The sequence below is a fragment of the Mesorhizobium sp. BR1-1-6 genome, assembly GCF_020165355.1.
Lineage (GTDB): Bacteria > Pseudomonadota > Alphaproteobacteria > Rhizobiales > Rhizobiaceae > Mesorhizobium.
Genome location: NZ_JAIUHZ010000005.1, coordinates 195,665 through 214,360 on the forward strand (window position 1 = coordinate 195,665; position 18,696 = coordinate 214,360).

At 64.3% G+C, this 18,696-nt stretch carries 16 protein-coding genes; 6 read left to right on the forward strand and 10 right to left on the reverse strand.

Going from position 1 to position 18,696, the window contains the following annotated elements:
- Nucleotides 1-52: 52 nt before the first annotated feature.
- Nucleotides 53-484, reverse strand: coding sequence for a TerB family tellurite resistance protein (locus tag LB545_RS12960; protein WP_140495687.1), 432 nt, complete (start codon nt 482-484; stop codon nt 53-55).
- A 185-nt stretch (nt 485-669) separates the two neighbouring features.
- Here LB545_RS12960 and LB545_RS12965 point away from each other — a divergent pair, with 185 nt between their 5' ends.
- From LB545_RS12965 to LB545_RS12975, 3 genes are all read left to right on the forward strand, one after another.
- Nucleotides 670-1,455, forward strand: coding sequence for a TSUP family transporter (locus tag LB545_RS12965; protein ID WP_140670314.1), 786 nt, complete (start codon nt 670-672; stop codon nt 1,453-1,455).
- 307 nt (nt 1,456-1,762) lie between these two features.
- Nucleotides 1,763-2,602: a helix-turn-helix domain-containing protein gene (locus LB545_RS12970; RefSeq protein ID WP_224705186.1), complete on the forward strand. Its 840-nt coding sequence runs from the start codon at nt 1,763-1,765 to the stop codon at nt 2,600-2,602.
- A gap of 85 nt (nt 2,603-2,687) precedes the next feature.
- A complete protein-coding gene (locus LB545_RS12975) occupies nt 2,688-3,104 on the forward strand; it encodes a VOC family protein (protein WP_140670310.1) in 417 nt (138 codons plus the stop codon).
- Here LB545_RS12975 and LB545_RS12980 read toward each other — a convergent pair whose 3' ends face one another.
- Entirely contained in the window at nt 3,105-4,580 is a 1,476-nt protein-coding gene (locus tag LB545_RS12980; RefSeq protein WP_224705187.1) for a cobyric acid synthase, read from the reverse strand. It lies immediately after the preceding gene.
- A gap of 3 nt (nt 4,581-4,583) precedes the next feature.
- A complete protein-coding gene (locus tag LB545_RS12985) occupies nt 4,584-5,198 on the reverse strand; it encodes a dimethylsulfonioproprionate lyase family protein (RefSeq protein WP_140670306.1) in 615 nt (204 codons plus the stop codon).
- Between the two features lie 144 nt (nt 5,199-5,342).
- On the opposite strand from LB545_RS12985, the gene LB545_RS12990 reads away from it, so the two are divergent.
- Entirely contained in the window at nt 5,343-6,509 is a 1,167-nt protein-coding gene (locus LB545_RS12990) for an isobutyryl-CoA dehydrogenase (RefSeq protein ID WP_140564135.1), read from the forward strand.
- Nucleotides 6,510-6,535: 26 nt separating this feature from the next.
- Nucleotides 6,536-7,420, forward strand: coding sequence for a 3-hydroxyisobutyrate dehydrogenase (gene mmsB, locus LB545_RS12995; RefSeq protein WP_140665284.1), 885 nt, complete (start codon nt 6,536-6,538; stop codon nt 7,418-7,420).
- Between the two features lie 271 nt (nt 7,421-7,691).
- Here mmsB and LB545_RS13000 read toward each other — a convergent pair whose 3' ends face one another.
- The 7 genes from LB545_RS13000 to LB545_RS13030 form a co-directional block, all read right to left on the reverse strand.
- A complete protein-coding gene (locus LB545_RS13000) occupies nt 7,692-8,336 on the reverse strand; it encodes a cytochrome c oxidase assembly factor Coa1 family protein (protein WP_140579804.1) in 645 nt (214 codons plus the stop codon).
- 136 nt (nt 8,337-8,472) lie between these two features.
- Nucleotides 8,473-9,852 (reverse strand): aspartate aminotransferase family protein, encoded by a 1,380-nt coding sequence (locus LB545_RS13005; protein WP_140559631.1) that lies wholly within the window; start codon nt 9,850-9,852, stop codon nt 8,473-8,475.
- Between the two features lie 49 nt (nt 9,853-9,901).
- Nucleotides 9,902-10,042, reverse strand: a complete 141-nt coding sequence (locus LB545_RS13010) for a capsid protein (RefSeq protein WP_140495676.1) — start codon at nt 10,040-10,042, stop codon at nt 9,902-9,904.
- A 67-nt stretch (nt 10,043-10,109) separates the two neighbouring features.
- Complete coding sequence (locus LB545_RS13015) at nt 10,110-12,170, reverse strand: prolyl oligopeptidase family serine peptidase (protein WP_140559630.1); 2,061 nt, start codon at nt 12,168-12,170, stop codon at nt 10,110-10,112.
- A gap of 104 nt (nt 12,171-12,274) precedes the next feature.
- Entirely contained in the window at nt 12,275-13,435 is a 1,161-nt protein-coding gene (locus tag LB545_RS13020) for an MFS transporter (RefSeq protein ID WP_224705189.1), read from the reverse strand.
- Between the two features lie 94 nt (nt 13,436-13,529).
- Nucleotides 13,530-14,705, reverse strand: coding sequence for an MFS transporter (locus LB545_RS13025; RefSeq protein WP_224705191.1), 1,176 nt, complete (start codon nt 14,703-14,705; stop codon nt 13,530-13,532).
- A gap of 165 nt (nt 14,706-14,870) precedes the next feature.
- The gene (locus LB545_RS13030; RefSeq protein WP_224705193.1) at nt 14,871-16,760 is read right to left on the reverse strand and encodes a phospholipase D-like domain-containing protein; all 1,890 of its coding nucleotides are present in this window, start codon (nt 16,758-16,760) and stop codon (nt 14,871-14,873) included.
- 216 nt (nt 16,761-16,976) lie between these two features.
- On the opposite strand from LB545_RS13030, the gene LB545_RS13035 reads away from it, so the two are divergent.
- Nucleotides 16,977-18,554: a trimethylamine methyltransferase family protein gene (locus LB545_RS13035; RefSeq protein ID WP_140521093.1), complete on the forward strand. Its 1,578-nt coding sequence runs from the start codon at nt 16,977-16,979 to the stop codon at nt 18,552-18,554.
- The last annotated feature ends 142 nt before the right edge of the window (nt 18,555-18,696 follow it).

The following is an 18,696-nucleotide window of genomic DNA, read 5'->3' on the forward strand; positions in this document are numbered from 1 at the left end:
GCAAATGCCGGAGGCTGCCGTAGACAGCCGGCCCGGCTGGGATCCCATCAACCTACTGCTCAGATTTCACCACGTCGACCGGGCTGATGTCGAGCAGGTCGAGCGTGCGGCGCAGTAGGCGCACCTCGGTCTCGGCCAATTGCGCGTCCGCCTTGGCGATCTCGGCCATATGCTGCGCCAGTTGCTTGCGCCGCTCGACATCGAGGTCGCGGAACAGCGCGATGGCCTGTGAGCCATTGGTTTCGTAGCCGAATTCGTTGAGATATTCGATGACGGCGTCGATGCTGGTTTCCGGAATGCCGAAGGCATCCTTGCAGATGCGCCGGAAGGCAACCATCTCGCTCTCGCTGACCGTTCCGTCAGCCAGGATCATGCGGAACAGCATCAGAAGTTCCGCCGACAACACGGGGTCGTCCGCCACCTTGCGCACCCCGGGGTCGCCATCGAAGATCGAGCGTATCTGGTCGAGCAGTTCGAATGCCATCGGGAGCCCCTTTGCCGATTCCTCTAATCCATGTAGCCCAAAAAAGCGCAGCGGTTTTGGGATAATGACAGCACAACGCGAAATCCAGGCGCGACGCGCTTGGATAGAAGTAGCGTGAAATCGGTCTTGCGCAAACGGGGTGTTCGTGATCGAAGCCGGAGCATCTCTGGCTTGATTTCTCCCTGATGATCGACCTCACCTTAGAATCCGTCGCCGTGCTCGCCTTCGCCGGTTTTGCCGCGGGCTTTGTCGACTCGATTGCCGGCGGCGGTGGGCTGATCACTATTCCCGCACTGCTGCTGGCCGGCTTCTCGCCGGTCGAGGCGCTGGGAACCAACAAGCTGCAGGGCATGTTCGGCTCGGGATCTGCGACCATCCACTATGCCGCGAAAGGCCATGTCGACCTTCGCCGGCAACTGCCTTCTGCGCTGCTGGCGCTTGCCGGCGGTGCCGTCGGCGCCTTGCTGGCAACGGTCGTGCCCGGCGATCTGCTGCGGGCGCTTCTGCCGCTGGTGCTGATCGCCATCGCGCTCTATTTCGCCCTGAAGCCCAACATGACCGACGTTGACCGCGCCGAACGTATGACGCCCTTCCTGTTCGGGATAACGCTGGTGCCGGCCATCGGCTTTTACGACGGCCTGTTCGGGCCGGGTGCCGGGTCCTTCTACATGCTGGCCTTCGTCGCGCTTGCCGGCTACGGCGTACTCAAGGCGACGGCCCACACCAAGCTGCTCAACTTCGCCTCCAACATCGGCGGCTTCGTCGTCTTCGCCGCGGTCGGCGTCATCTCCTGGAAGATCGGCCTGATGATGGGCGTCGCCCAGTTCCTCGGCGCCCGCCTCGGCGCCAGCCTGGCCATGCGCATCGGCGCCAGGCTGATCAAGCCGCTGCTTGTCATCGTCTGCGTCGCTCTGGCGGCGAAGCTCCTGGCCGACCCGGCGAACCCGCTGCGCGTCCTGATTGGTGTGTGACCCGCGCGCCTGATGGAATGCCGCTGTTCGAATCATGTCGAGGAGAGGACCCGCACATGAATCTCAGCGCACCTACCGAGATTGTTTTCATCATCTCCCTTGTCATCGCCTCATCGGCATTCTCGCCGCCCTCGGCCTCTTCGTTCATCCACTCGCGTCGGTGTGGACCGTGCCCATTGCTTACCTCGTGCGTGCCGGCGGCTGCCTGATGCGCGGCGCCTGACATTCAAATCTCAGGCAATTCGGAGCGCCCGGCCAAAAGCCGGGCGCTTTTGATTCGGGTCCGGGCTCTGCTAGAGTCCTGTCGATGCCAATCGAGATGCCACGTCAGGAGGAACAGGACCGGTCAGTCCCCGGGCGGTTCGAGATGCGGCGGCGCCTTCCCAGCCCTGCCCTCGCGGGCATTGTGTCAGACATTTGCGGTTATCGCGAAACGGCGCCCGGCCATTACCGCAATGTCGAATATGCCTCCCTTACCGTGCCTCTGGTCATCAGCTTCGCCGAACCTTTCGCCATCGGCCTTGGCAAGCCGCCCGGCGACAATGATCGCTTCGCCAGTTTCGCCGCCGGCCTCTATGCCGGACCCGTGATGATCGAATCCTTCGGCGGCGCCTGCTGCGTCCAGGTCAATTTCACCCCGCTTGGCGCACGCCGATTCTTTGGCCAGCCGATGAGCGGGTTGACCGACCGCATGGTCAGCCTGGACGATGTGCTCGGCATCGAAGGCGTCGCCTTGCGCGAGCGGCTTGGCAACGCGGCGGACTGGAGCAAACGTTTTGCCCTTGTCGAGATGTTCGTCGCCGCCCGGCTGGCCGATGCGCCGGAAACGCAGGCCGGGGTTGCCTGGGCCTATGACAGGATCCTCGCCTCCGGCGGCCGCGTGCGCGTCTCGTCACTGGCCGACAGGCTGGGCTGGAGCCGCAAGCATCTGGCGGGGAAATTCGCGGACGCGACCGGCATCGGCCCGAAAACGCTGTCGCGCATCGTCCGCTTCAACCGCGCGCTTGGCCTGTCGAGGCAGCAAGCCTGCGATTGGGCCGACATCGCGGCCGATTGCGGCTATGCCGACCAGGCGCATCTGGTGCGTGAGTTCCGCGACCTTGCCGGCGAGACACCGACCGCGATCGAGGGTTCGGCACAGGCCTGAAGTCCCGGGTAACATTTCTTCAAGACGCCGGAACGGCTGTCGCTCAGACTGGGTTCATCGATGAGCTCGAATGAAGGAAGTTGCCATGCCCGCTGAAGCCCCCCGCCTCTACCCCGCCTTGCGTTACAGGAACGCGGCAAAAATGATTGACTGGCTCTGCGAAGCCTTCGGCTTCAGCATCCGTGCCCGCTACGGCGAAGGCGATGTCGTGCATCACGCCGAACTGGTCTCCGGCTCCTCGATGATCATGCTCGGCAGCGCGCGCGACGATGACTACGGCAAGATGGTCGGCGAACCCGGCACAGGCGGCGGCAAGTCGATCTACATCGCCGTCAACGACGCAGACGCCGCCTACGCCAAGGCGAAGAGGGCAGGCGCCACGATCCTCCAGGAATTGACCGACCGCGACTATGGCAGCCGCGAATTCATCTGCCGCGACCCGGAGGACAATGTCTGGTCCTTTGGCACCTACTGGCCGAAGGCAGGCGAAATGGCCAACTAGCTACCGCGCCAGCGAAAAGATCGCGTCGCAGTCAAGATGGCTCTCCAACTGGGCAGCGACCTCGTCGAGAGCCCTCTCGACCTCGGCGCGATAGTCGATGCCGCCGCCCTTGACGCCGAGGCTTTCGAGGAACCTCCCTCGAAAGGCGTCGGCGCCAAACAGGCCGTGCATGTAGGTTCCGACCACCTTGCCATCCGCCGAGACCGCACCGTCCTCGGCGCCATTGATGATCGCCGACGGCCGCAGCATGTCCGGGCCGGTGGTGCGGCCGAGATGGATCTCGTAGCCTTCGAGCGGCAGATCGAACGGCACCGAGCGGGCGCTGACGTTGCGCACCGTCTTTTCCGGTTCCATCACTGTTTCGATGTCGAGCAGGCCAAGCCCTTCCGCTTCGGTGACGCTGCCCTCGATGCCGTCGGGATCGCGCACGATGCGGCCAAGCATCTGGAAGCCGCCGCAAATGCCGACGACATGGCCGCCGCGCCTGCGATGGGCGAGAAGATCACGGTCCCAGCCATTTTCGCGAAATTTCAGCAGATCCCCGATCGTCGACTTCGAGCCGGGAATGACCACCAGTCCCGCATCCTGCGGCAACGGCTTTCCAGGCGGCACGAACACCACTTCCACCTGCGGCTCGGCCTTGAGCGGGTCGAGATCGTCGAAATTGGCGATGCGGCCAAGCATCGGCACCGCCACCTTCAGCGCGCGCGCCTCCCCGGAGGCAAGCCGTTCCAGCACCACCGAATCCTCCGAGGGCAGCCGCGCTGCCGCCTTCAGCCACGGCACGACGCCGAAGCAGCGCCAGCCGGTGAACCCTTCGATCGCCTTGATGCCGTCGTCGAACAGCGAGACGTCGCCGCGGAACTTGTTGATGAGGTAGCCGACGATCATGCTCCGGTCTTCCTCCGGCAGGATCAGATGCGTGCCCGCGACCGAGGCGATGACGCCGCCGCGGTCGATGTCGCCGACCAGCACGACAGGCACGTCGGCACGCGTCGCAAAGCCCATATTGGCGATGTCGCGGCTTCTGAGATTGATCTCGGCCGGTGAGCCCGCGCCCTCGACGATGACGAGATCGGCGCCCTCGCCGACCTTGCCCCAGGAGTCCAGCACCGCGTCCATCAGCCGGCCCTTCAGCGCCTGGTAGTCGCGCGCCCGCGCCTCGCCGAACACCTTGCCTTGCACGATGACCTGCGCACCGACATCGGTCTGCGGCTTGAGCAGCACGGGGTTCATGTGAACCGATGGCGGCACGCCGCAGGCGATCGCCTGCAGCCATTGCGCGCGGCCGATCTCGCCGCCGCCAGCCCTGTTGTCGCCGGGAATATCGGCGACAGCGGCATTGTTCGACATGTTCTGCGGCTTGAACGGACGCACCTTCAGCCCACGCTTTTTCGCGGCGCGGCACAGCCCGGCGACCAGCACGGTCTTGCCGACATCCGAACCCGTGCCTTGCAGCATAATGGCTTTAGCCATGGCTCAGCCCCTGCCCTGCGTCACGGTCCCGGTGATCGTGGATTTCTGCGCCAGCGGCCCGCCGCGCCAGATATAGAGCGCCAGCAACGGCTCCTTGCCGGTGCGCATGGCGTGATTGACCTTGGAAGCGTGGTACACGACCTCGCCGGCCTCTCGCTTGTGAAAGCTGTCCTCGCCCATGCGCCACTCGGTGCCGCCGGTCAGCGGGATATAGATCTCCTCGGCGACATGATGGTGGTCGGGATAGACGATATCAGGCCCAAGGATCAGCACGCCGGCGGCGACCTCGTCGTTGGCGAAGTGGCCGCGGGTGCCGAATACTTCGAGCCAGCCATAATTGTCGATGAACGCCTTGCCGAAATCCGACTCGCCGTAGGTCTGGCCCCAGCGCAATTCGCCGCGCTCCTGCGCCAGAAATTGCACCAGCTGCTTGGTCCGCGCCGGTGTCAATTCGGCGGCACGATCGAGATGGCGCAGGCAGCCGAGTGAGTGCGGTTCAAGCTCGCGGGCGGGCATATCCCACCCTATGCGCGCCACCGCATCCTGCACCAGGAAGTCATCCACGGAAGCGAGATAGGCGTGGAACCGCTCTAGCAGCTCATCGAATTTTGTCGTCACATCTTGCTCCGGACATGCATTGACGCACAGCCGCTCCGCGGCGGCTCGGGTTGCGCGGCGGCATCATTGGTCTAGATTGGTGCGCGCGCAAAGCCAAAAACGACAGGCCAGCGAGCCAGCTGGCCAGTATATAGGGAGCACGCCATGGACGCCGCGGTCGATGCGAGCACCAGCCAGTTCGAACTCAACGAGGACCAGCGCGCCATCCAGGAAATGGCTCAGGCCTTCGCCGCCGATCGCGTCGCGCCGAATGCGCTAGACTGGGACCGCAACAAGCATTTCCCCGCCGACGTGATCCGCGAGACTGGCCCGCTGGGCCTCGGCGGCATCTATGTCAGGGACGATGTCGGCGGCTCCGCGCTCGGCCGGCTCGACGCCGTGCTGATCTTCGAAGCGCTGTCCCACGCCGACCCGGCCTTTTCCTCCTTCATCTCGATCCACAATATGGTGGCCTCGATGATCGATCGTTTCGGCGACGACGGCCAGCGCCAGCGCTTCCTGCCGAAGCTCACCTCCATGGAATGGCTGGCGAGCTATTGCCTGACCGAGCCGGGTTCCGGCTCGGACGCCGCTGCCCTGAAGACGCGGGCGGTGAAGAGCGGCGGCGACTACGTGCTGAACGGCGCCAAGCAGTTCATCTCCGGCGCCGGCGACAGCGATATCTATGCCGTCATGGTGCGCACCGGCGCCGAGGGACCGAAAGGCATTTCCACCATCGTCGTGCCGAAAGATGCGCCGGGACTCTCCTTCGGCGCCAATGAGCACAAGATGGGCTGGCATATGCAGTCGACCCGCCAGGTCATTTTCGAGGATTGCAAGGTGCCGGCCGAAAACCTTTTGTCAGGCGAAGGCGCCGGCTTCGGCATCGCCATGGCCGGACTCGATGGCGGCCGGCTGAACATTGCCGCCTGTTCGGTTGGCGGGGCCCAGTCGGCGCTCGACAAGGCGCTGTCCTACACGGCCGAGCGCAAGGCATTCGGCTCCAGGATCAACCAGTTCCAGGCGCTGCAGTTCCGGCTGGCCGATATGGAAACCGAGTTGCAGGCGGCGCGCATCTTTCTTTATGCCGCCGCTTCCAAGCTCGACCGCAAGGCACCGGATGCCTCGAAATGGTCGGCAATGGCCAAGCGCTTCGTCACCGACACCGGTTTCAACGTCGCCAACGATGCGCTGCAGCTGCTCGGCGGCTACGGTTACCTGCACGATTACGGCATCGAGAAACTGGTGCGCGACCTGCGTGTGCATCAGATCCTCGAAGGCACCAACGAGATCATGCGCGTCATCATCGCCCGCGCGTTGATCGGTCGCTGAAGCGTGCAAACTCCGGGAGAGACACAATGACCACAATCGCCTTCATCGGCCTTGGGAATATGGGCAATCCAATGGCGGCGAACCTGGTCAAAGCGGGGTATGCCGTGCACGGCTACGACCTAATGTCCGAAAACCTCACCGTCGCCAAAGAACATGGCGTTACGATCATGGCCAATGCCTTGACCGCAGTGAAAGATGCGGATGTTGTCATTACCATGCTGCCCGCCGGCAAGCATGTCCTGTCGGTCTACGAAGAGATCGCGTCCAAGGCAAAGAAGGGCGCGCTTTTCATCGATTCCTCGACCATCGACGTCGAATCGGCGCGCAAGGCGCATGCCATCGCCGCAAAGCACGGCCTGCTGTCGGTTGATGCGCCGGTCTCGGGCGGCACCGGCGGTGCCGCCGCCGGCACGCTGACTTTCATGGCCGGCGGCTCGGACGACGCCTTCGCCGCCGCCGAGCCGATCCTGAAGCCCATGGCCGGGCGCATCGTCCATTGCGGCGGCGACGGCGCCGGCCAGGCGGCCAAGATCTGCAACAACATGATTCTCGGCATTTCGATGATCGGCGTCGCCGAGGCCTTCGTGCTGGCCGAAAAGCTCGGCCTGGCGCACCAGGCCCTGTTCGACGTTGCCTCGACCTCTTCAGGCCAGTGCTGGTCGCTGACCACCTATTGCCCGGTGCCCGGCCCGGTGCCGACCTCGCCCGCCAACCGCGACTACAAGCCCGGCTTCGCCGCCGCGCTCATGCTGAAGGATTTGAAGCTGTCGCAGGAAGCCGCACAAGCCGCCGGCGCGGTGACACCGCTTGGCGCCGAAGCGACACAGCTCTACGGCCTGTTCAACGCGCAAGGGAATGCCGGCGCCGATTTTTCCGGGATCATAAATTTTCTGCGCGGCGCCAATCAATAAGCAATTGATAAAGCTCGTTTTTCTTTCGTACGCCTCGCCGGAGAACCGCAAAATTTAGGTTTGCTTAAGCTCTCGATAACTCCGCGGTAACGATGTCCCTATAAAACGGACTGCGAGGCGGATATCGCGTCCGCCCGGCGCTCCGGATCAGGTCTCGCGTACCGGAGCCCGTAAGTTTCGCCAAGTGTTTGCGTAGCGAAACGCCAAGCGTATCTGGCAAAGCCGCGTTCCCGGTGGGGCGCGGTTTTTGCGTTCCAGGATCCGACATCCCTCATATTCCGATTGCCGCGTTCGGGATCGGCACGTGATCTTCATTGGTCAGCACGATCGGCGCATTGGCGCCCTCGACCCGGACCACGAGCAGGTGCGTGCTCCACGTGCCTGCATTGCGAACAAGATGCGAAAACACCGTGCCCTTTCCCTTAGCGCCGTGGATGGGAATGCTGAACTGCGCGTCACCCGTCCCATCTGCGTTGACGTTGAGATGGCCGCCGACCCAGAAATTGGCGGTCACGTCGTCGCCGATAGCGGCTTTCACCCGGGTATCGGCGCGAACGACCTCCATGGTCATGTGATAGGCGTCACTGCCTTTGATCATGAAAGGGATGCCGCCGACCATCGTCGCGCAGCCCCCGATACTAAGCACCCAGACGGCAAGACCGGCGATCGCCCAGTTGCGCTGCGTTCTGCGGAACTGCTCGGCATCGCGCCACACCCGGTTCCGCCATGCCCAGCGGCTGCCGCGCGCGCCGAGCACGAAGATCATGACGATGTTGACGATCGGGATCAGCGCCAGCAGGGCGATGAAGGTGGAGTTGCCGATGCCCCAGATCCAGTTGAGGAAGAAGGCGCCCCAATTCCAGCGATCGAGCTCAGCCGGGATTTCGGCGGGCTGGTTGAGCGGTTGTCCGGCCATCGCGTTCCCCGTCGGCAAAACTGCCTTGGCGGGTTGTAACCGATAGCGCCGGCGACCGGAACCCTCAGTCTGTCTGGGGCCGGCATTGGGTCACCGACGGCCGGGCGTCTCGATCACGAACGCCCGGCCATTTCTTTTACCGTTTGCGCAGATCCGCTTGCGCCAGGTCGAGCGCCTTGCCGATACGCTCGCAGGCCATATCGATCGTGTCGCGGGTCCAGATCAGCGGCGGTGACAGGATCATTGTGTCGCCGGTGGCGCGCAGCATCATGCCGTTGGCGATCGCATGGTCGCGCACGGTCACCGCGGCACTTCCAGCCGGCAGGAACCGCTCCTTGGTCGCCTTGTCTTTGACGATCTCGATCGCACCCATCAGCCCGATCGAACGCACCTCGCCGACCAGCTCGTGCCCGGCGATGCGCTCTTGCAGCGCCTTGGCGAAATAGGGCCCGGTGTCGCTCCTGACGCGGTCGACCAGACCCTCCCGCTCCATGATCTCCAGGTTCTTCAGCGCCACGGCGCAAGCCACGGGGTGGCCGGAATAGGTATAACCGTGATTGAACTCGCCGCCCTTCTCGATCAGCGTCGAGGCAATGCGATCGCCGACCAGCAGCGCCGACAGCGGCTGGTAGCCCGACGTCAGCGCCTTGGCGGTGGTGATGGTGTCGGCCTGGATGCCAAGCGTCTGCGCGGCAAACCATTCGCCCGTGCGGCCATAGCCGGTGATGACCTCGTCCAGCATCAGCAGCACATCGTATTTGCGGCAGATGCGCTGTACCTCGGGCCAATAGCTTGCCGGCGGTATCTTCACGCCGCCAGCTCCCATCACCGGCTCGCCAATGAAGGCGGCGACCTTGTCGGCGCCGGCTTCGAGGATGGCGTCCTCGACCGCCTTTGCCGCGCGCAGGCCGAAATCATGATCGCTCTCGCCCGGCAGCGACAGCTCATAGGCGTACGGCGTCATCACATGGACGATGTTGGGCACCTCTCCGTTGAGCTGCTTGTGCATGGCGTCCATGCCGCCGAGCGACGTGCCGGCGATGGTCGAGCCGTGATAGGCCATCTTGCGCGAGATGACGCGGTTCTTCTGCGGCTTGCCTTCGAGCACCCAATAGTGGCGCACGAGCCTGAGCGCAGTGTCGTTGGCTTCCGAGCCGGACGAGCCATAGAACACCTGGTTGACATTCTTCGGCGCGATCTCCGCCAGCTTCTTCGACAGAAGCACAGGCGTCGGCGTCGAGCATTTGAAGAAGGAATTGTAGTAAGGCAGCTCCTTCATCTGCGCATAGGCAGCCTCGGCGAGCTCGTCGCGGCCATAGCCGATATTGACGCACCACAGCCCCGCCATGCCGTCGAGCAGTTCCGTCCCTTCGGAATCGTAGATGAAGGGACCGTTGGCGTGGGTGATGATGCGCGATCCGGCCTCGCGCAATTCCCTATGGTCGGTGAACGGATGCAAATGATGCGCGGCGTCGATCTGCTGAAGCTGCTTCAGCGAATAATTTTGATAGGTCATGGATCTGATCTTCCTCTGGAACCAATCCGGCTGCGCCGGGGCGGATTCTTCAGAGGATAGCGGGTGGCGAATAGCCTATGCGGGCGCAAAGCCGCAAAAGCTCGGCGCGCAACGTGCGCAGCGACGGCGTCACCGCGCCCCCAAATGCCCGAACCCCGAAAAGGCCGGCCAATGTCACCACGGGAGCCATGAAGGCACCTTAGAGCAAAGAAGGTTCGAGGTGAACCACCCTTCGCTCCGGTCCGAAGGCTTTCGGTTCAGCCCTTCCCGCCCAGCGTCCTCTGCAGGAAAACGTACTTCATCGCGGCCTGTGCCGCCTGCGGCCGGCGGTCGCCGCGGCCGCCATGGCCGCCCTCGGTCTCTTCGAAGAAGAGCGTCCCGGCGTGGCCGGCCTCCTGCAGGCGGGCGGCCATCTTGCGCGCATGGCCGGGATGCACCCGGTCGTCGGCGGTCGAGGTGGTGAGCAGCACCGGCGGATAGGCACCGGCCTCGACATGCTGGTAAGGCGAGTAGGCGGCCAGCCAGGTCGCATCTTCCGGCTTCGACGGATCGCCATATTCGGCCATCCACGACGCGCCGGGCGGCAATTCGGTGTAGCGCAGCATGTCGAGCAGCGGCACCTCGATGATCACGGCGCCGAACAGCTCCGGATGCTGCGTCAACGAGACGCCCGTCAGCAGGCCGCCATTCGAGCCGCCCTGGATGCCGAGCGAGGCAGCTGTCGCAATGCCGCGCCTGACGACATCCTGCGCGACCGCCGCGAAATCGTCGAAAGCGTTCTGCCGGTTGCCCTTGAGCGCTGCCTGGTGCCAGGCCGGGCCGAACTCGCCCCCGCCGCGGATGCAGGCCTGCACATAGGCATTGCCCTTCTCCAGCCACAGCCTGCCGCGCACGCCGGCATAGCCAGGCAGCAAAGGCACTTCGAAGCCGCCATAGCCGTAGAGCAGCGTCGGCACCGGGCCCTTCTGGTCACGCCGCCTGACGACGAAATAGGGAATCATCGTGCCGTCCTTCGAGCGCGCCTCGAACTGTTCCGAGACGAGCTGCGAAGCATCGAATCGCGACGGCTGCGACTTCACTGTGGCGAGCGTCTCGCCATTGTCGTCGGACCAGATGATCGAGCTCGGCGTCAGGAAATCGGTGAAAGAGAAGGAGACGCTGGCGCCGAAATGTTCGGCATGGCTGATGCCTACCGTGCCGTTTTCCGGCAATGCGACCGGTTTCAGCGACCAGGCGCCTTCCCTGCGTTCGCAGGCCACAACCTTGCCGCGCACATTGTCCATCAGACTGATGAACAGGTGGTCCTGCGTCCTGGCGAGAGCGGCGATGGACACGCGATGCGCCGGCGCGAGCAAGGTCTCGATGGCGCCGAAACTGCCGGTCTCGATCCAATGAGCGAAATCGAACGAATAGAGCCCGTCCGGCCGGCAGGCCGTTCCATCCGGCGCCGTCCAAGGCGTACGCACGCCAAACACCATCTGGTCCTTGAAGAGCGCCGTGTCGGTAACGTCGTCAGGCAACGGAATGCGTCTGTTTTCACCTGACGGGAGACGCAGGAAACTGTGCGATGCAAAGAAGTTGAGCGTCCGCGTTAGAAACAAATGCCGCTTCTCGCCATCGAACTCCAGGCCGGCGCCGACGGCGAGGTCTTCCTTCTGCGCTTCGAAGATCGGCGTCGCGTCTTCAAGGTCCGTGCCGCGCGTCCACAATTTGACGACGCGCGGGTAGCCGGATTCGGTCTTGTCGGCCTCTTCGAAGGCTGCCGAGACGATCACCGTATCCTTGTCGAGCCAGCCGAAGCCGGACTTGGAAGCGGGCGCGCGAAAACCGTCCTCGACGAACGATTTGGCGGCGATGTCGAATTCGCGCATCTCGCTGGCGTCGCCGCCATCAGGCGACATCGAAACCAGGCAGCGGTTGAAATCGGGGTAGAGCCGGTTGGCGCCGCCGAACACCCACTTCACTCCCTCCTTCGCCGCGAGCTGGTCGAAGTCGATGATGGTTTCCCAGTCCGGTCTGTCGGTCTTGTAGGAAGCCACCGTCGTGCGGCGCCACAGGCCCAACACATTGGTCTTGTCCTGCCAGAAATTATACACATAGCCGTTGAGCGCGGAGCCGACGGCGATGTTGTCCTCGGCGGTCATCAGATCGAGCGCGGTTTCGAACGACGCCTGGTAGGACGGATCGCCCTGCAATTGCCCCACCGTGACTTCGTTCTGGCGATGTACCCAGTCGAGCGCCTCCTTGCTCGTCCTTTCCTCCAGCCAAAGAAAGGGATCATCGGTCGCCAAGCCAGGCTTTGTCGTCGAAATGGTCATGCGGGTCTCCGGGAAATCGGGGGGCGGCCCTGCCTACATCGCGTCAAAGGGCGCCGGATTCAAGGTGTTGAAGCCGCGTCATCGCGGCAGATCGCTTCAGGCCGTCACACGATCCGCCGCCGGATGACGGTCGCAGCCGCCAGCGCCAGGCAGATCGCGCCGAGCGTCACCGGCAGGCCGCTCGCGCCGATCCCGTCCATCACGCCGCCCGCAAGCGGCGGGACGAGGATGCCGCCGACGCCCCACATCAGGGAGAAAGCGGCATTGCCGGCAATTAGCGCCGAGCCGCTGAAACGCTCGCCGAGTTCGATGATCGCCATCGTATAAATGCCGTAGGACACCGCGCCCCAGACGAAGATCATCGGCCAGACCAGCGGCGTTTCGATCAATAGCGGCAGCAGCAGACAGCCGAGCAGCGTCAGCACCAGGCAGATGAACCGCACCAGGCGCGCCGTCAGCCCCTCGGCCAGCAGGCCGAGCGGCACCTGCATGGCGATGTTGCCGGCGATCATCGTCGACAGCAGGGCCGACATGCGGTTCTCGGCGATGCCGTAATGCGTGCCGTAGACGGGCAACAGCGCCAGCACCGCCTGCTCGAAGCCGGCAGCCACGATTACTGCCGACAAAAGCAGCCAGGCGAGCGGCATGAAGCCCATCACCGAAAGCCGATGCCCGGCTTCGTCGACCTTAGGCAGGCGCCCGACCACCAGGGCGAGGCACCCGCCGCAGAAGATGAAAGCGGAAATGCCGACCAGGAATGGCGGCCAGCCCTCCGTACCGACGGCCAGCAGGCAAAGCGGCCCGGCGGCGAAGCCGGCCGAGATGATCGTGGAATAGACGCCCATGATGCGGCCGCGCCGGGCCGGCGGCGCCAGCGCGATCACCCAGATTTCGCTTAAGACATAGAGCGGATTGGTCACCGCGCCGATCAGGAACCGCAGCGGAAACCAGAGATAGACGTTCTGTGTCCAGCCGATCAGCGCCAGCACGACCGCCGAAAGCGCCGCGCAGGTCAGCGCCGTGCGCCCTGCCCCGAACCGCCGCGCCAGTGACGGGATGAGCGGCGACGAGACGATGAAGCCAATCGGCGTCATCGCCGCCGACAGGCCGATCATGACAGGCGAAACGCCCTGCCGCTGCAGGATGAAGCTCAAGAGCGGATAGGACAGTCCCTGCGCGATGGCGAACACCGACACGGTCGCGATCACACCGGTGATCGCTGCCCACTGCATCGTCTCGTCGCGCTTCGGTTCCACCCGGTCCATGATCCACATCGCCTCTCGGCTGCAGGCTTAGCGTTTCGACCCGACAGCCGTAAGCCCCAAAGCCCGAACCCACGCTTGTTCCGGCCAAACCCTGTCAGGAGCCTCTGCGGCTGGCCGATCTGTAGAGCACGAAGGCGACCAGCAGCGCGTCCAGGCCGACGATCACCGCCGGCAATCCCAAAGGCCCGATCGCCTGCATCAGCAGACCGGCGCTGGGCGGACCGACAATGCCGCCAACGCCCCACAACAAGGCGAAAGCGGCGTTGCCGGTGACCAGCAGCGAGCCCTTGAAGCGGCTGCCGAGTTCCACCAACGCCATCGTGTAGACGCCATAGCCGACCGCTCCCATCACCAGCAGCACCGCCCAGATCAGCGGCGTCGTGATCAGCAGCGGCAGCAGAAGCGCGCAAACGGTGGTCGCCACCGCACAGGCCAGGATCATGGGGCGGCCGCCGAAGCGTTCGGCGAGCAGGCCGAGCGGGATCTGCAGCAGGATATTGCCCAAGGATAACGCCATCACCAGAGCGGCGAGCACGGCTTCCGGCAAGCCATAGCCGGCGCCGAAGACCGGAACCAGCGCATAGGTGCTTTGCTGGACCGCTGCCGAGACCAGCACCGCCAGCAGCAGCGCCGGCGCCAGCCGGGCAAAACCGATAAAGCTGCCGGCTGGCTGGCCGTCATCCTCGAAACCGGTGAGCTTTGAGGAGACAAGGCGCAGAATAACGGCGCAGAGCACGAAACCACCAATGCCGACGCTGAAGGGAGCCCAGCCCGACGTGCCGAGCAGGGTCAGTGTGAAAGGCCCGGCCGAGTAGCCGGCCCCCATCAGCGTGTTGAACACGCCCATCACCCGGCCGCGTCGCGCCGGCGGCGCCAGCGACAGCGCCCACACCTCCCCGAGGATATAGAGCGGGTTGATGACCACGCCGATGAGGAAACGGAGGACGAACCACGCCACCCAATCCTGCAGATAGCCGATGCCCAGGAAGCACAGCGCACCGATCAGCGAGCAGCCGACGGCGAGCGTGCGGGCGCCGACCAGCCGCACGGCGGCGGGCACGAACGAGGCAGACAGGATCAAGCCAACCGGCATCATCGCCGCCGACAGGCCGATCAGGCCCGGCGACATGCCTTGCTTCTGCATCAGCAGCGTGAACAGCGGCGAGCTCAGCCCTTGCGCGGCGCCGAACATCGCCAGCGCCGCGGTGACGCCGGCGAGCGCTGCCCACTGCGTTGCCGCTTCGCCTTGGCTCGAGCCGGTCGCGACCATGCTGCCGTTCCATGAGTGAATCGCCGACCTGCGGATCGGCAAGCCATCAGCTACCGGTTCGATCCCGGGAAAGGAAGGGCCGGACAGCGAAATCCGCTTGCGCCAACGGCCGGCGCCGTGCACCGGAAGGCTCGCGTCAAAAGCCGTCAGCACCCGCCGGCAGCACTATGGAAAATACCGTGCGATCGCGCCTTTCCTGCCTTGCGCGTAAGGCTTCAGCCACTTGTCGTCGATGGAGAGCCCATCGTCATCCGAAGGGCCTTTGCCGATGGTCTTGCGCCAGGCGCGGAACTTGTAGTGGTCGAACACGTCGAGCATATGCACGGCATAGGCCGCGGCGAAGGTCTTGTCGCCTTCGACGATCACCATGTTCTCGTCATTCTCGTAGGAAGCCTTGTAGCCGAGGTTGTGGCTGCCGGTGACGACCGTCGCGTTGTCCTCCATCGGATCGATGATGACGATCTTGTCGTGCACGATGGCATGGCCGACGGTCAGCACCTCCGCCTGGAAATCGCGGGCGATCGTGGCGCCGGTCAGGTTCGCCGCCCGCACGATGGAAACGTTCGGCGCCTCCCAGACCTTCTCCGGATAGACGAAGGGCGACTTGCCGTCCCTGTTTGATTTATGGGTGACCGGATCCTTAGTCGGCGCGACATAGTTGGGCATGGCGGTCTCATCGCTGATTGCCCCTTGCACGATCAGCTTCGGATCGGCCCTTGCCGCCGCCACCGCCTGGTCGACGATCGAATTGTCGCCGAGCCGCGAAGGATTGAACACCAGGAACAGCACGGCGCGCTTGGCTGCCTTGATGCGGGCGAAGAGGTCCTCGAGATCGACCGGCCGCACCGAGATGTCCTTCTTGTTGCGCTCGGGATCATTGGGCGAGAACCACACCGTCATGCCGTCCAGCGCCGCCGTGGCGCCGTTGAGCGGGTTTGGCCTGTGGTTTTCCCTGCGAAACGGCACGCCTTGCGTCTGCGCGACATGGCCGGCGGCGCTTTCCGTGGCCGGCGGCGGGAACAGGTCGGCCTTCATGCGCTGCCAGTAGGCGTCGAATATCTCGGCCATCGCCGGGTCGTCGCGGATGAAGGCGTTGTTGGATTGCCCGCAAATGCCCGTCGAGGTCCAGTTGGTGCTGCCCGTCATCACCGATTGTGGCTTGCCCTGGGCATCGCGATAGACGGCGAACTTGTTGTGGCCGATATGGTTGTTGTTGAACAGGCGATCCGTCATCGCGACGCCTGCGTCGTGCAGCCGCTTCCTGTAAGGCGCGTTGCCAGCGTCCCAGGCCTTCGTCTGGTCATCCCTGCCCGAGTTGGAAAGAATGACCTCCACGACATCCCTGGCGGCAATGATTGCGTCGCACAGTTCGTCGTCGCCAAGCTCGTAGAGCGCAAGCCTGACCGTGCCGCCTTCGGCCTTGGCCCGCTTCAGCAGGCTGATCAGCACATCAGGCACGTCGCCATGCAGGTAGGCGCGTATCTTGCTGGTCGGATCCTGCAGCACAGCCCTGATCTTGTCGCGCTGCCCGACCTTGATGCCGGCCTCGGCCAGCGCGCGCGACATCCATTGCGTCGACAATACGCCATTCGTGAAGGCGACGCGCGCCTTGCCGAACATCTGGCCGAGGAAGATCGGCGGACTGACCGCGCCCCGGCCGAGATAGCCCAGCGGCCGCGCTGGACCGGTATAGGTCTTTTCCGGGCGCACCGGCACGGGATCGAGCCCGGCCTTCATGTCGCCGACCGGACGCACCCGGTAGGCTATCATTTGGCCGTCTGGCCTGACATCCAGGCTGTCGCGGCGCCGCCGGACAGTGAGATCGCGCCAGAATGTCTTCTGCACCGGCCAGACGCCGGTATCCTGGGGGATCCAATCCTTGTTGCGCTGTCCCTTGAAGGGCACCCAGGAAGCCAGGCAACGCTCCTCGCCGGTGTCGGGATAGAGGCGAACGATCTCGAAGCCCAGGCAGCCTGGGATCATCCCGTCGAGGTCCCAGGAGAGGAACGCGACTTCGTTGTTGGTGGCGGCACGCACTTTGACGACGTCAGGCATGGCTCTCCCTCCGGAGATATTCGACGCACAAGTTTATCAGAAGCAAAAGACGATACTGCAACGAATGGCGCCCCCTTATCCGCGGGCCCGCCTCGGGACCACGCAGCTGCCGTTCCGGCATGTCGCTTCCCTCGCTCTAGTGGTCGCCGCCTCCGCAATGGCCGGACAGCCGCCGGTCCATTATGCCGCCCACTTTCGCATCGTACGAGGCCCCTCATGACCGCCGCCCTTCAACCCGCCGAACCGGCATTGGCAACCGATCGTGCCCGCCGCGGCGGCCGCGCCGGAAAACGCGCAGGCGGCTCGGCCGCGTTCGAGCAGCCGCCGTTCCGCCAGCTGAAAATCCCGCTCCAGCCGACCAAGCTGGTTTCCGACGACGAGCTGGAATCGATCCACCTGGCCTCGCTGCGCGTGCTGAAGGAGATCGGTGTCGACGTCCTGCATGACGAAGCCCGCCGCATCATGAAGGAACACGGCGCCGACGTGCGCGAAGGCAGCGAGCGCGTGCGCTTCGACAGCGACATGATCCTCGATCTGGTGTCGCACTGCCCACCTGAATTCACCATCCATGCCCGCAACCCCGCGCACAATGTGCGCTTCGGCGGCGACAACCTGATCATCTCGATGATGGCCTCGGCGCCCAATTGCTCGGACATCGATCGTGGCCGCCGGCCCGGCAACCAGCAGGACTATCGCAATTTCCTGCGCCTGGCGCAGATGCACAACATACTGAACTGCACGGGCGGCTATCCGGTCGAGCCGATCGACATCCACCCCTCCGTCCGCCACCTCGAATGCATCCGCGACCTCGCCACGCTGACCGACAAGGTGTTCCACATCTATTCGCTCGGCAAGGAACGAAATGTCGACGGCATCGAGATCACCCGTATCGCGCGCGGCATCAGCCACGAGCAGTTGCTCGAAGAACCGTCCGTCTTCACCATCATCAACACCAATTCGCCGCTGAAACTCGACGTGCCGATGATGGAAGGCATCATCCAGATGTCGAGCAAGGGCCAGGTCGTCATCGTCACGCCGTTCACCCTGTCGGGCGCCATGGCGCCGGTGACCATTGCCGGCGCGCTGGTGCAGCAGAACGCCGAGGCGTTGTCCGGCATCGCGTTTGCCCAGATGGTCAGGAAGGGCGCGCCGGTCGGTTATGGCGGCTTCACCTCCAACGTCGACATGAAGTCCGGTGCGCCCGCCTTCGGCACGCCCGAATACATGAAGGCGCAGCTCGTCGGCGGCCAGCTCGCCCGCCGCTATAACATCCCCTACCGCACCTCCAACACTTGCGCCGCCAACACGGTCGACGCACAGGCCGCCTATGAAAGCGTGTTCTCGCTGTGGGGCGCCATCCAGGGCGGCGGCAATTTGATGATGCACGCCGCCGGCTGGCTCGAAGGCGGCCTGCGCTGCTCCTACGAGAAGACCATCCTCGACATCGACCTGTTGCAGATGGTGGCGGAATTCTTGACCCCGCTCGACCTGTCCGAACAGGCGCTTGGCTTCGACGCCATCCAGTCGGTCGGCCCCGGTGGCCACTTCTTCGGCACACAGCACACGCAGGATCGCTACAAGACCGCCTTCTACTCGCCGATCCTGTCCGACTGGCGCAATTTCGAGACCTGGGCCGAAGCCGGCTCGCCGACGGCGCTCGAAAAGGCCAACAAGGTGTGGAAGGAGCGGCTGGCCTCCTATGACGAGCCCTACATGGACCCGGCGATCCGCGAAGAGCTCAACGCCTTCGTCCAGAAGCGCCGCGCCGAAGGCGGCGCCCCGACCGATTTTTGATCGTCTGCGTTGTCGATGAACTGATCACGCGTATGGATTCGATGAACGGTCGACCCCCACTCCGTCGAGCTGCGCTCGACACCTCTCCCCCGATCGACGGGGGAGAGGAAGGGCGTGAGCTTGGCCGGGCTGGCTCCCTTCC

What these genes read in the sequence shown, in the direction of transcription:
- LB545_RS12980 (WP_224705187.1), bottom strand. Translation starts at nt 4,580, where the DNA reads ATGGCTAAAGCCATTATGCTGCAAGGCACGGGTTCGGATGTCGGCAAG.
- LB545_RS13020 (WP_224705189.1), bottom strand. Translation starts at nt 13,435, where the DNA reads ATGGACCGGGTGGAACCGAAGCGCGACGAGACGATGCAGTGGGCAGCG.
- LB545_RS12960 (WP_140495687.1), bottom strand. Translation starts at nt 484, where the DNA reads ATGGCATTCGAACTGCTCGACCAGATACGCTCGATCTTCGATGGCGAC.
- LB545_RS13000 (WP_140579804.1), bottom strand. Translation starts at nt 8,336, where the DNA reads ATGGCCGGACAACCGCTCAACCAGCCCGCCGAAATCCCGGCTGAGCTC.
- LB545_RS13025 (WP_224705191.1), bottom strand. Translation starts at nt 14,705, where the DNA reads ATGGTCGCGACCGGCTCGAGCCAAGGCGAAGCGGCAACGCAGTGGGCA.
- LB545_RS13015 (WP_140559630.1), bottom strand. Translation starts at nt 12,170, where the DNA reads ATGACCATTTCGACGACAAAGCCTGGCTTGGCGACCGATGATCCCTTT.
- LB545_RS13010 (WP_140495676.1), bottom strand. Translation starts at nt 10,042, where the DNA reads ATGGCTCCCGTGGTGACATTGGCCGGCCTTTTCGGGGTTCGGGCATTT.
- LB545_RS13030 (WP_224705193.1), bottom strand. Translation starts at nt 16,760, where the DNA reads ATGCCTGACGTCGTCAAAGTGCGTGCCGCCACCAACAACGAAGTCGCG.
- LB545_RS12970 (WP_224705186.1), top strand. Translation starts at nt 1,763, where the DNA reads ATGCCAATCGAGATGCCACGTCAGGAGGAACAGGACCGGTCAGTCCCC.
- mmsB (WP_140665284.1), top strand. Translation starts at nt 6,536, where the DNA reads ATGACCACAATCGCCTTCATCGGCCTTGGGAATATGGGCAATCCAATG.
- LB545_RS13005 (WP_140559631.1), bottom strand. Translation starts at nt 9,852, where the DNA reads ATGACCTATCAAAATTATTCGCTGAAGCAGCTTCAGCAGATCGACGCC.
- LB545_RS12990 (WP_140564135.1), top strand. Translation starts at nt 5,343, where the DNA reads ATGGACGCCGCGGTCGATGCGAGCACCAGCCAGTTCGAACTCAACGAG.
- LB545_RS12975 (WP_140670310.1), top strand. Translation starts at nt 2,688, where the DNA reads ATGCCCGCTGAAGCCCCCCGCCTCTACCCCGCCTTGCGTTACAGGAAC.
- LB545_RS13035 (WP_140521093.1), top strand. Translation starts at nt 16,977, where the DNA reads ATGACCGCCGCCCTTCAACCCGCCGAACCGGCATTGGCAACCGATCGT.
- LB545_RS12965 (WP_140670314.1), top strand. Translation starts at nt 670, where the DNA reads ATGATCGACCTCACCTTAGAATCCGTCGCCGTGCTCGCCTTCGCCGGT.